Consider the following 11902-nt stretch of genomic DNA (forward strand, 5'->3'; position numbering starts at 1 on the left):
GCATCGAAATCCAGGCCGGAATCACAGAACGTTTAAGCAAACCTTTAGTTTCTTCCCGAACCATCCGTTAAAGACGGTGGCGCTGCAGCAGCGCACCGCCAGGAACAACAACAGAGAACGGCTGGAGAAGAACGACCGTGAAGCGAACAACGTTGAATCAGAAAGCCTGGAGCATCGTCGCGCTCCTGTGGGTCGCGCTCGTCGTGCTGGTGGTGGCCAACGCCTTCATCACGCGTTCGGGCATGCTCACCGACCGCAAGCAGCTGGTCGAGCAGGAAACGCAAACGGCAATGGGCGTGGTCTCGTACTACCAGAAGGAAGCGGCCGCCGGCCACGTGAGCGCCGACGACGCCAAACGCCTCGCCATCGCCACCTTGCGCAGCATGCGCTACGGCGACGACAACAGCGGCTACTTCGGCATCTACGACAGCAACGCAGTCGCGCTGCTCGTGCCGCCCAAGCCAGAGATGGAAGGCAAGAGCCAGGCGAACACGACCGATCCGCGCGGCACCCACGTCGCCGTCGAGATCGTCAAGAGTTCTTCCTCGGGCGGCGACGGCTACGCCAGCTACTTGTGGCCCAAGCCCGGCAAGAGCGCGCCGGTGGAAAAGATCACGTATTCCACCTTCGTGCCGGACTGGGACTGGCACCTGTTCACCGGCATCTATACCGACGATATCGACGACGCCTTCCGCAGCGCGCTGATCAGCAACCTCGTGCTCGTGACGGTGATCGGCGCGGCGGTGACGCTCGGCCTCATGTGGCTCATTCGCACGATCCGCCGCAGCCTGGGCGGAGAGCCGGAATATGCATCGGCCATCTGCCAGCGCATTGCCGAAGGCGATCTCACGGCGCGCGTGGATCTCGCGACCGGCGACCAGCACAGCCTGCTCCATTCGATGCACCAGATGCAGCGCCGGCTCGTCGAGACCGTGCAGCGCATTCAGACATCGGCGGAATCGATCACGACGGGCGCGAAGGAAATCGCGGCGGGCAACATGGATCTTTCCTCGCGCACCGAGGAGCAGGCCGCCTCGCTCGAGGAAACGGCCGCCAGCATCGAAGAACTCACGACCACGGTCAAACACAACACCGACAATGCGCGCCAGGGCAACACGCTGGCCGTCAACGCATCGGAAGTCGCGGCGCGCGGCGGCGAGGTCGTACGCCGCGTGGTCGAGACGATGAACGAGATCTCGAGCAGCTCGCAGCGCGTGGAGCAGATCATCGGCGTGATCGACGGCATTGCCTTCCAGACGAATATTCTCGCGCTCAACGCCGCCGTGGAGGCCGCGCGCGCCGGCGACCAGGGCCGCGGCTTCGCGGTCGTGGCGGGCGAAGTGCGCAGCCTCGCGCAGCGCAGCGCGACGGCTGCCAAGGAGATCAAGGACTTGATCGGGCAGTCGGTGGCGCAGGTGGCGCAAGGCACGAAGCTCGTCGACGAAGCGGGCAAGACGATCGACGAGGTGGTGATGTCGGCGCGCCGCGTGGCCGACCTGATGGGCGAAATCGCGGCGGCTTCCGAGGAACAGCACACCGGCATCGAGCAGGTGAACCGCGCCGTCGCGCAGATGGACGAAGTGACGCAGCAGAACGCGGCGCTCGTGGAGGAAGCCTCGGCCGCGGCACAGTCGATGGCCGCGCAATCGGACGGGCTGCGCGATGTCGTGACGGTGTTCCGGGTCGCGGCGCATGATGCATCGATGGCGGCGCCTTTTGAGAGTGCGCGTGCCGCGCGTTCCAGCGCTGGCGGACCGGCAGTGGTGAGCGCCCCGCTCAAGCGTCCGGCAGCTACTGCCAAGCCGGCCCGAAGCGCGCCCGCGCGCAACGCCACGAATGTTGCAATGGCAACGGTGGCGGCCACATCCACGGCAGCCGCAGCGAAGCCCGTGGCGATGGCATCGAACGACACCGCTGACTGGGAAACGTTCTAGAAGCGGCTTCGGTTCGCGCCCTGCGCCGCGCGCCACGCCGCGAACGTCGTCAACTCCGGCGCGAGCCGCGCATCGTCGATACGGGTCCAGCTCGTATGCGTGTCGTCGAGTCCCGGCACCGGCTGCGGCGTCGCGAACGCCAACTGCGACATGCCGGGACGATACGCCTCGTGCGGCCAGTACACGGGCATGACGCGCCGCGCCGCCATTGCTTCGCGCAGCGCAGCGGGGCCGCCTTCGTCGGTAACGACGTCGCATTGCGCCGCCCAGTCGCGGCTGTCCCACGCGAGGAACACGCCGGCGTTGCCTTCGGCGTCGAAGGTCAGCACCGCGTTCTGCTCGGGCCGCCAGTAGTATTCGACAATGCGCTCGCGCTGCGCGAGTTCGTGCAGCACATCGGCCGCGCGCCGGTTCGCGTAGACCGCGCCCACCCCATGCACGCCGATATGGCCGCGCCGCGCGCAGAATTTGCGCTTGGCGTCGTCGATGGCGCCGCGCAGCTTGCGCGTCATGGCGGGATCCGTCTTCTTCACGTAGAAGTCGATGAGCCCCGCGTTGAACGCCTCCACCGCGTGCGATTCGTCGGCCGTGGCCGTGAGCAGGATGCGCGTACACGCCAGGTCCCGCGCCGCAGCGAGAAATTCGATGCCGGTCATCGCGGGCATTTCATAGTCCACCACGAGCGCGGCGATATCCTCAAAGCGCGCCGTGTCGGCCATTACATCCTCGCCAAGGGCGTTGCCGCCTTTCTTCTCGAACTCGGACCATGCGGGCCCCGACGCGGGATTGCGCGCACGCTGCCGGGCCTCGTGCGAAGCGACGAAAGCTAGCGCCTCGTGCGCGCTCGTGAAATAGCGGTCCGTGCCGGCTCCGGGAAACAGCCCGCGCAGCGCGTAGAGAAAATCCGCACTGTCGTCGAGGAAAACGACGGAGACGGGATGATAAACCGGCTGTCTGACGATGGAACTCATGCTCGATCTCGGTTAAGCGCGCTGCACTTCATGCGGCAAGTGCCGTGCCGCAAGTCAACCCTGGCGATTATGCGGTGTGACGCCTTTGCACAGCAACCCGATGCAACCGTTCGCCGTGCGAAACCCGTTTGCGCAAACGTTATCGCACCCAGCGAGCATGAACGCACTTACGTATGTGAGGGGCACGATATTGATCAAAGAAGAACACGAAGAGAATGGCGCATGCCTCCCTTTTCGGGGAGCCATGCGCGGCTGCCGCTTGCAGCCCCTATCTGGAGTCATACTGATGTACGCACGCGAATCCATTCCCGCCGTCCTTTCCCGTGGCACCGCCGGATTCTCCGACGAAATCATGGAAGCCACGCCGACCAAAACGTTCCACCACGTCATCGATATCTACCTGAAGGACTCGAACGCCTTCATGAACACGTATTTCGCCCGCTATTTCGAGTGGCAGGGCATCTGCCGCGAGCGCTGGTTTCATGAGTGCATCCACAACAACCTGCTCGCGGCCGGCGGCGTGTTCGTCACCAAACGCGCGCACCAGGAATACGTGCAGGAGACGTTTCCGTTTCAGCGCGTGGATTGCTACATGAACACCTTCCAGGTGCGTCAGTGCTCGGCGTATCTCGTGTTCCGCTTTTGCGTGGACGGGCGGCCCGTTTCGCTCGGTTATCAGCAGATTCTCTTTGCCGGCACCGACAAGCGCATTCGCCGCTTTCCGCCCGGCATCGTCGAGCGCGTGAAAGAGTACGAGCTGATCCTGCCATCGGGTTCGAACTAAGCAATTGCAACCGGGCGGTTCGAAAGGCGGACTGAATCCGGCTGGATGAACTAGCCTGCAAAGTCCTGCCCCGCCGGCCAGCGGCGGGGCTTCGCCGGCGCATCGTGCAGCGCGCGGTCGGCGCTCGTGCCGGGCTCGGGCAGCCGGATCGTGAAGGTCGTGTGAACGTGCGGCTCCGACTCGCAGGCGATCGTGCCGCCCAGCGCCTCGGCCACGCGGCGGCAAAACGTGAGACCCATGCCGGTGCCGCGCCCGTGCGACTTGGTCGAATAGAACGGATCGAAAACGCGCGGCAGAATATCGGCGGGAATGCCACAGCCGTTATCGGAAAAGCGCAGCACGCACCAACCCGATTCGCTCGTCGCGGCAATCTCAACGCGGCCTTCGTAGGCGCTCGCCTTGTCGCCTCGTTCGGCGATCTCCGCCTGGATCGCGAAGAGCGCGTTCTTGAGCAGGTTGAAGAGCACGAACACCACGAGCGAATCCGAGCCCGAAAAGCTCAGTTGCGCGTCGATAGGCGCAACCCGCACCATATCGCGTTCGCCGGCACGAAACGGAAAGCGCTCGAGCGCGGCGTTCACGCAGGAGCGCACCGGGTAGGTCTCGAAGCTGCGGCGGTCGAGCCGGTCGAGCGTGAACGAGGCCAGCGACATCTCGACCACGGTGCTCGTGCTGTCCACCTGGCGGCGGATCGAGGTGGCAAGCGAGGAAAGCCGCTCCGACTGCCCCGGGTACAGCCCATCCACGCACAACTGATGCTGCACGGCCAACTGGTAGCCGCGCATGAGTTCGGGGAGCACGTTGCCGATTTCTTCCGCGTGCATGCCGATGGCCGCGAGCGGTGTGGCGACCTCGTGCGCCACGGTGGCCGCGATCAGGTACGGCCGCATGAGGCCGTAACGCACGATCGTGACCGCGAGTATGCCGAGGCTGATGGCGATGAACACGGCGCCCACGGGATAGAACGCGAGCCCGTAGTTCACGGCGTAATCGGTGGCCGCCAGCGCGTACAAGCCGAGGCTGAAAACGCACAGATCGAGCAGCTTGCGACGATCGTGCGCCTGCGACTGCCGGCGTGCGAAGAAAAGCAGCCATGCGCTGCGGCACGCGAGCAGCACCGTTTGCACGACGTGCACGGGATGCAGCGCACCCGCCTTCGGATACTTGCCGAAGAAGAACGTGCCATAGCCGTCCACCACGGCGTCGCTCAGGAGCAATAGCGCCGCAAGCAGTGCGCTCAGCACCCAGGAGCCGATGAGCCACGCGCGTTCGCCGCGCCGGGCGCTCACTTCGGTCACGAAGTGATAGAACGTCGTGGGCAGAAAGAGGATGAAGAAGTAACCGACCTTCACCAGCACACTGGAGAGTTCCGGGTCGGAAGTCTGGAACAGAAAGGCCCACGTGCCCTGCCAGAAGAACGTGGTTGCGCACATCAAGGCGAACGGCACCGAGAGGCGCGTGAAGCCCTCGGTCAGAAGCACGTAGACGCCGAATCCGAGAAATAATGCGGAAACGAACGCAGGCAGGATCGAATACATAGTCTGTCGCGTGGGTTCTTGTTCTTACCGACCTGTTGGTGCGGCGCGTTTCGTGCAGCTTCCCCGTGCGCCCGATGTCCGATACGGGGTGATATTTCGCCACCCAATGCGCGATGCATCAAAATTACGCGCCAATCGAACCGAATTTGCCGATTATCGCCGCTAATTGCTGTTGCGGCAAAAAATTCCTCCCAAAGGCCCCCTCGCGATGCGCGCTGAACCACCGCGATCGGGTTCTTGCAGAGGATTCCCAATCGATGCGGCGCGCGCTTGATACTGATTGATGCCGCTTGATCCTGATTGAGAGCGCTCGACGGCACCCGGATCTGCGCCCGTGCAATAGCCGGGCACCCTCATGCGCCGGGCATGCGCGCAAACCCGGCGAGCGTTTCGCTTGCGCGCTCACGCCCGGACAGCAGCGCGTCGCCGGGCCGCGAAAGACGCTACCATCGGCAACGACGATCGGCGAAGGGCACCTGACGCACGCCGTCGACCTGCCGCCTTCGTTCGCGCCGCCGGAGCCCGACCGTACGCCATGAGCCCCCGACTCACCGCCCTGACGACATTCTGCGCCGTGTCCTTCGCCGTCCTGGCCACGCTCACGGGGGCCCTGTACGTGTCCAACGCTGCTTCCGAACGCCAGCTCCGCCAGCAGATCGACGCCTTTTCGAGCCGCGCGCTGCTGCGCGCCGACCAGGTGACCGCCGAAGTCGTGGAGGCCCTGCGCCATCTGGAGCCGTACGACGGCACGCCGTGCTCGAACGAGCATCTGCAGGCTCTGCGCGAAGCCGAGGAACAGTTTCGGTACATACGCGAGGTCGGCTGGACGGACGGTGTCCGCCTGCGCTGCACCGCGCAGCGCGGCAACGTCGACGTCGTATTGCCGCCGCCAGAATGGACCTATGGACAGGACGTCACCGCGTGGCAAACCGAGGGCGGTCAGCGTGGCAACGAGCAACGCATGCTCAACGTGCGCCTCGGCAATCACGTCGTCGTAATCGACCCGCGCTTCTACCTCGACATCGTGCCGCTCGACGACACCATCGCGCTCGCCGTGCTCGAAACGCAGGACGGCGTCGTCATCTCGCGCTCACCGCACGCCGACGCAGGACTCGCGCGCGCGGCGCTGCAGCGCCAAGCCGCCAGCCTGTATTTCGACGGACGCTATTACATCGCCGTGCGCTCGCAGCGCTTTCCCATCGCCGTGGTGGCCTATGAGCCCGAGGACCGCTTGCGCGCCAACCTGTTCGCACAACTCCGGACTGCTCTTCCGTGGGCGCTCGTCCTGAGTGCGCTCGGCACGTGGCTCGTGCTGCGCTGGGGCCACAAGCTGCGCACGCCGCGCCACGCAATCCTGGAGGGCGTCCGGCGGCGCCAGTTCGTGGCCTGGCTGCAGCCGATCGTCTCGCTCGAAAGCGGCCGCTGCGTCGGCGCCGAGGCGTTGGCACGCTGGAAGCTCGAAGACGGCACCTTCGTCACGCCAGACACGTTCGTTCCGATGGCTGAATCGCTCGGGCTCATCCAACCCGTTACCGATGAGATCGTGCGCTCCGTGTTCGAAGGCGTGGGCGCGCTGCTCGCCCGGCGCCCCGATCTGCACGTCTCGATCAATCTTGCGGGCGACGACCTGGGCGGCATGCGCGTGCTCGACACGCTGAACGCCGCACTTGCGAAATATGCGGTGCGTCCCGAGCAGATCTGGTTCGAAGCGATCGAGCGCGCGCTCATGGACACGGCCATTTCGGCACCGGTTCTCGAGGCGTTTCGCACGGCCGGGCACCGCGTGTTCATCGACGATTTCGGCACCGGCTATTCGAGTCTTTCGTATCTGCACGAACTGCCGGTGGACGGCATCAAGATCGAGCGGTCGTTCATCGGCCCGCTCCCGGATGGTGAGGAACTGAACAAGATCGTCCCGCACATCATCGAAATGGCGCGCAGCCTCGGCCTCGCGATCGTTGCCGAGGGCGTGGAGACCGAGGCGCAAGCGCACTATCTACGCGAGCGCGGCGTGCAGTACGCGCAGGGCTGGCGCTATGCGAAGGCCATGCCCCCCGACGAATTTCTGCACTATCTGGAGCGCGAAGCCGCACCGATGCAAAAGGCGTGAGTCTCGTGCTCGTTCATGCGTGCGGACTGTACGACACCGCGCGCGATGTCTCGCCGGGCAGATGCGCAGGCGCCAGCCCGCCGCGCACCGCCGCTGCCTTGCCGAACACGGCGCTATCGTAGCCCCGACCCGCAAAGCGCACGACATCGACGAGACTGAAGCCTTGCGCGCGATAGAACGCAACGAGGTGATCGGCGGCAAACGGCGTGTCGAGTGCGATTTGCGTGTAGCCGCGCGCAGCCGCCCAATGCCCCGCGAACGCGAGCAACGCGCGGCCGATGCCGCGGCTCTGCCATTTTGGCTCAATATCGAATTGATGGACCGAAGCAACGCTGCGCTGGCGATAATATTCGCAATGCGAACTGCTGTCGTGCCCTTCAACCGTCAACGTACCGACGATCCTGCCGTTGCACACGGCGACGAAACAGTCGCCCGCCAGCGCGCGCTCGCGTGTCATGCTCGCGGCCTGATCGGCGCGCAGAAACAGTGCAACCCGAGCGACGCGAGGCGTGCAAACGCGCGATGCAGCAAACGCGTGAGCGCCTCCCAGGAATCGTGGCGCGGATCGAAGCGCCGCAGCGCGAGCCGGCCGATTCCGGGCTGAACGAAGGTAGTCCGCTCATCCATGCGCTGGGTTGCACGCGAGGTCGACATGGCGCCTCCAGTCGTTTCGATGCACGCAGTCTAGAGTTGGGCCGCAAGCGCCACAAGAAAAAATGTCGTAAAAAACAGGGCGATACGCGTTGCCGAATCACGCTGTCATAATGAGCGCCCCGAAGTTCGATCTAGTGGAGAGACAACATGGCGCACGGCGAGCACACCTACCGCGTTTCGGTTCAATGGACGGGCAATCGCGGCAGCGGCACCTCGGGCTATCGCGAGTATGGCCGCGATCACGTCATCCGCGCGAGCGGCAAACCCGATATTCCCGGCTCGGCGGACCCGGCCTTTCGCGGCGACGCCGCGCGCTGGAATCCCGAGGACCTGCTCGTGGCTTCGGCCGCGGCATGCCACAAGCTCTGGTATCTGCACCTGTGCGCCGATGCCGGCATCGCGGTGCTCGCCTACGAGGACAACGCAGAAGGCACGATGGCCGATACAGCGCAACACGGCGCCTTCACGAAGATCGTATTGCGCCCTCGCGTGACGATCCGCGCGAGCGACGACCGCAGCCTCGCCGAGCGGTTGCATCACGCGGCGCACGATCAGTGCTACGTCGCGAACTCGGTGAAGTTTCCGATTACTTGCGAGCCAACCATCGAAGTGGCCGCGCCGGCTTCCTGATAGCCAGAGCGCGCCTCGGGCTCGGCTCTTCCCACTTGGTGGCGCGCTCCATCATTGTTCACACCGATCAACGCTACGCCACGTTCTCATCGGACGTTTCATCGGAAGATTGCCACCACAACGATTTGACAGCCGGCATTTTCGTTTACCTATACTCCATGGACTCTGGAAGGCAGCCCCATTTTCCGAAGACCAACAAGAACGGAGTGTGAGATGCAACGAGCGATGCGAAATGCGGGTTTGGCACTGCTGACTTTCTCTTTGTCGAGCGCAAGCGTGATCGTGCAGGCGGATTCGACCTGCGGCGGTGCGAGCTGCCTTTACCGCGGTCAGCTGGTCGAGCAGAGCACGACCCTGCGGCTGGGCGCGAGCGATTTCACGAAACTGCTGGGCAGCAGCGCGAGCGGCCAACAGTTGCTCCAGGTTGCCGGCACGCCGCGCTGCGACGTCGAAATCCGCTACTTTCGTTACCGCACGACAGGTGGCGCGGGCGAACCCACGATATCGAGCGCAGCGCTCATGATCCCGGGGGGCCGGGCAGCGTGCACGGGTGGGCGCCCCCTCATGCTGTACGCGCACGGAACGACGACCTATCGCAACTACAACATCGCCGACATCACCCAGACGGATCCGAACAACGGCGACGGCGCGGGCGAAGGCATCGCCGTGGCCGCGATCTACGCGGCGCAAGGCTATATCGTGGTGGCGAGCAACTATGCCGGCTATTCGGGTTCACCGTTGCCGTATCACCCCTATCTGAACGGCGACCAGCAATCGGCCGACGTGATCGATTCACTGCGCGCGGCGCGGCTCGCGATGGCCCTTCCGGGCCCGGGCAACAAGACCCGGGAAAACGGCAAGCTGTTCGTGACCGGTTATTCGCAAGGCGGCTACGTGGCGCTCGCCACGCACCGAGCATTGCAGGCGGCCGGCATCAACGTCACGGCGTCCGCACCCGGCTCGGGGCCCTATGCGCTCGGCGCAATGGCCGACGCCCTCGTTCAGGGAGAAGTCGACCTCGGCTCCACGATCTTTACGGTGCTGGCGACCATGAGTTACCAGCATGCGTATGGGAACATCTATCGTCAGCCGGGCGACTTTTTCGAGGCGGCCTATGCGCCGGGCATCGAGAACCTGTTGCCGAGCGTCACGTCGATGGATGCGCTGTTCGCCGAAGGCAAACTGCCCTCCACGCAGCTTTTCAGCAGCGTGCCGCCCGCGCCCCAGTTCGCTTCGCTCACGCCGCCCGCTGCGCCGCCGCTTGCGCCCCCTGAGCTGACGCCGCTATTCGCGTCGGGATTCGGCACGTCCAATCTCGTGCGTAACCCGTATCGACTGAGCATCCTCGACGACCAGATCGTCAATCCGGATGGCGCATATCCCTCGCCGACCGCCGCGATGGCGCCGGCTGCGAGTCCGGCCCAGCCGCTGCGCCAGGCGTTCAGGCGCAACGATCTGCGCAACTGGGTGCCGCGCGCGCCGGTGCTTCTCTGCGGCGGCCATCTCGATCCGACGGTGTTCTTCTTCAATGCGCAGATCGAGCAGGCGTACTGGAAAAACGCCCACGTCGCGCCGGGCCTGACCAACGTCCTCGACGTCGATTCGGCTCCGGGCGTGAACGACCCGTTTGCCGCGGTCAAGGCCGGCTTCGCAGAGGCCAGGGCCGCGGTCGCCGCGCAGGCTGTTCAGGCCGGCGCAACGGATAACGGCTTTTCCGCCGTGCTCGAGGCCTATCACGGCGACATCGTCGCGCCTTTCTGCATGGTCGCGGCGCGCGGCTTCTTCAGCAACTTCTGATCCAACGATCGCATCGACGAGGAATGGTCAACCCTCGTCGATCGGGCGTGCGGCAATCGTCTCACGCAGGGCGAACGGCTTGCCCGGAACGCACGTACACTTGCGGTTCCGGACTCATGTTCGCCAACGCGAGGCCCATGCATGCCGACGATTGCCCTGATTGTCGCGACTATCGCGGTGACGCTCGTCGTCGTATTCGTGATCGCCAACCTGACGAGCGGCGAGAAGAAGATCGAGCACAAGATCGAACGGCTGTATGCAAGCGACGATCCCCAGTTCACCCGCTCGATGGGGCTGCTGCTCGGGCCGCCCGTCATCGGGGGCAACCGCTTCGAAGTGCTGGTGAATGGCGACGAGATCTTCCCGTCGATGCTGCAGGGCATTCGCTCGGCGCAGCGCACGATCACCTTCGAAACCTTCATTTACTGGTCCGGCGCGATCGGCGAGGAAATCGCGCATGCGCTCTCCGACAAGGCGCGCGCGGGTATCGCGGTGCATGTGCTGCTCGACTGGGTCGGCTCGTCGAAAATGGACAAGCGCTATCTGCAGATGCTGCGCGAGGCGGGCGCGGAAATCGTCCTGTATCACAAGCCGCACTGGACGGGTCTCGGCCGCCTGAACGACCGCACGCACCGCAAGCTGCTGGTGATCGACGGGCACATCGGCTTCACGGGCGGTGTGGGCATCGCCGAAGAATGGACCGGCCATGCGCAGGACGAGAAACACTGGCGTGACACGCACTTTCGCGTGGAAGGACCGGTGGTCGGCCAGATGCAGGCGGTGTTCATGGACAACTGGGTCAAATCGACGGGGAACGTACTGCACGGCCCGCAGTATTTTCCGGCGATCGACCCGGTCGGCAACGGGCTCGCGCACATGTTCAGCAGTTCGCCCTCGGGCGGCAGCGACGACATGGAGCTGATGTACCTCATGGCGATCACCGCTGCGACCTGCTCCATCGACTTGTCGAGCGCGTACTTCGTGCCGGACAAGCTGACGATCAACGCGATCGTCGAGGCCGCGAAGCGCGGCGTGAAGGTGCGCATCATCACGCCCGGCAAGCGGATCGACACCCACACCGTGCGCGAGGCATCGCGCGCATGCTGGGGCGACCTGCTCGCGGCCGGTGTCGAGATATACGAATATCAGCCGACGATGTTCCACTGCAAAGTGATTATCGTGGACGAGTATCTGGTGTCGGTCGGCTCGACCAACTTCGATAGCCGCTCGTTCAAGCTCAACGACGAAGCCAATCTCAACATCTACGACCGCGATTTCGCGCGCCGGCAGACGGCGATTTTCGACAGCGACCTGAAACACGCGAAACGCATCACGTTCGACGCCTGGCGCAGCCGCCCGCTCGTCGAAAAGCTGCTGGAACGCGCTATTGCGTTGCTCGATCCGCAACTTTGACGCCTGGTTGCGCCGCGAGCGGCCGCCAGGGACCGCGATTCGCCGATCAGGCTTGGTGAGCCAAAGTTCCC

The 11902-nt window shown here is 64.6% G+C and carries 10 protein-coding genes; 6 read left to right on the top strand and 4 right to left on the bottom strand.

Annotated elements, in window-relative coordinates:
- Positions 1-152: 152 nt before the first annotated feature.
- On the top strand, positions 153-1934 hold the full coding sequence (locus VSR34_RS11005; RefSeq protein WP_342962489.1) for a methyl-accepting chemotaxis protein: 1782 nt from the start codon (positions 153-155) through the stop codon (positions 1932-1934).
- Here VSR34_RS11005 and VSR34_RS11010 read toward each other — a convergent pair.
- Positions 1931-2905: a response regulator gene (locus VSR34_RS11010; protein ID WP_342962490.1), complete on the bottom strand. Its 975-nt coding sequence runs from the start codon at positions 2903-2905 to the stop codon at positions 1931-1933. The two genes, VSR34_RS11005 and VSR34_RS11010, sit on opposite strands and share 4 nt — an antisense overlap.
- A 286-nt stretch (positions 2906-3191) precedes the next feature.
- On the opposite strand from VSR34_RS11010, the gene VSR34_RS11015 reads away from it, so the two are divergent.
- On the top strand, positions 3192-3689 hold the full coding sequence (locus tag VSR34_RS11015; RefSeq protein WP_028211283.1) for a thioesterase family protein: 498 nt from the start codon (positions 3192-3194) through the stop codon (positions 3687-3689).
- A gap of 50 nt (positions 3690-3739) precedes the next feature.
- Here VSR34_RS11015 and VSR34_RS11020 read toward each other — a convergent pair whose 3' ends face one another.
- A complete protein-coding gene (locus tag VSR34_RS11020; protein ID WP_028230209.1) occupies positions 3740-5227 on the bottom strand; it encodes a sensor histidine kinase in 1488 nt (495 codons plus the stop codon).
- A 535-nt stretch (positions 5228-5762) separates the two neighbouring features.
- Between VSR34_RS11020 and VSR34_RS11025 the strand changes: the two genes are divergently transcribed.
- Positions 5763-7337, top strand: a complete 1575-nt coding sequence (locus VSR34_RS11025; RefSeq protein WP_028230208.1) for an EAL domain-containing protein — start codon at positions 5763-5765, stop codon at positions 7335-7337.
- Positions 7338-7350: 13 nt separating this feature from the next.
- Here the strand turns inward: VSR34_RS11025 and VSR34_RS11030 are convergent, their stop codons facing one another.
- Positions 7351-7794 (bottom strand): GNAT family N-acetyltransferase, encoded by a 444-nt coding sequence (locus VSR34_RS11030; protein ID WP_306303682.1) that lies wholly within the window; start codon positions 7792-7794, stop codon positions 7351-7353.
- The gene (locus tag VSR34_RS11035) at positions 7791-7991 is read right to left on the bottom strand and encodes a hypothetical protein (RefSeq protein WP_306303683.1); all 201 of its coding nucleotides are present in this window, start codon (positions 7989-7991) and stop codon (positions 7791-7793) included. Before VSR34_RS11035 ends, VSR34_RS11030 begins: the two co-directional genes overlap by 4 nt.
- Positions 7992-8138: 147 nt before the next feature.
- On the opposite strand from VSR34_RS11035, the gene VSR34_RS11040 reads away from it, so the two are divergent.
- From VSR34_RS11040 to cls, 3 genes are all read left to right on the top strand, one after another.
- Complete coding sequence (locus VSR34_RS11040; RefSeq protein ID WP_028211280.1) at positions 8139-8621, top strand: OsmC family protein; 483 nt, start codon at positions 8139-8141, stop codon at positions 8619-8621.
- A 213-nt stretch (positions 8622-8834) separates the two neighbouring features.
- Complete coding sequence (locus VSR34_RS11045; RefSeq protein WP_342962491.1) at positions 8835-10418, top strand: alpha/beta hydrolase; 1584 nt, start codon at positions 8835-8837, stop codon at positions 10416-10418.
- Positions 10419-10559: 141 nt separating this feature from the next.
- Entirely contained in the window at positions 10560-11831 is a 1272-nt protein-coding gene (cls, locus tag VSR34_RS11050) for a cardiolipin synthase (RefSeq protein WP_028230206.1), read from the top strand.
- Positions 11832-11902 lie beyond the last annotated feature (71 nt).

It is taken from the genome of Paraburkholderia sp. JHI2823 (assembly GCF_038900695.1).
GTDB lineage: Bacteria > Pseudomonadota > Gammaproteobacteria > Burkholderiales > Burkholderiaceae > Paraburkholderia > Paraburkholderia mimosarum.

Excerpts from the sequence above, each read along its gene's own strand:
- VSR34_RS11010 (WP_342962490.1), bottom strand. The coding sequence starts at position 2,905 with ATGAGTTCCATCGTCAGACAGCCGGTTTATCATCCCGTCTCCGTCGTT.
- VSR34_RS11015 (WP_028211283.1), top strand. The coding sequence starts at position 3,192 with ATGTACGCACGCGAATCCATTCCCGCCGTCCTTTCCCGTGGCACCGCC.
- VSR34_RS11020 (WP_028230209.1), bottom strand. The coding sequence starts at position 5,227 with ATGTATTCGATCCTGCCTGCGTTCGTTTCCGCATTATTTCTCGGATTC.
- VSR34_RS11025 (WP_028230208.1), top strand. The coding sequence starts at position 5,763 with ATGAGCCCCCGACTCACCGCCCTGACGACATTCTGCGCCGTGTCCTTC.
- VSR34_RS11030 (WP_306303682.1), bottom strand. The coding sequence starts at position 7,794 with ATGACACGCGAGCGCGCGCTGGCGGGCGACTGTTTCGTCGCCGTGTGC.
- VSR34_RS11035 (WP_306303683.1), bottom strand. The coding sequence starts at position 7,991 with ATGTCGACCTCGCGTGCAACCCAGCGCATGGATGAGCGGACTACCTTC.
- VSR34_RS11040 (WP_028211280.1), top strand. The coding sequence starts at position 8,139 with ATGGCGCACGGCGAGCACACCTACCGCGTTTCGGTTCAATGGACGGGC.
- VSR34_RS11045 (WP_342962491.1), top strand. The coding sequence starts at position 8,835 with ATGCAACGAGCGATGCGAAATGCGGGTTTGGCACTGCTGACTTTCTCT.
- cls (WP_028230206.1), top strand. The coding sequence starts at position 10,560 with ATGCCGACGATTGCCCTGATTGTCGCGACTATCGCGGTGACGCTCGTC.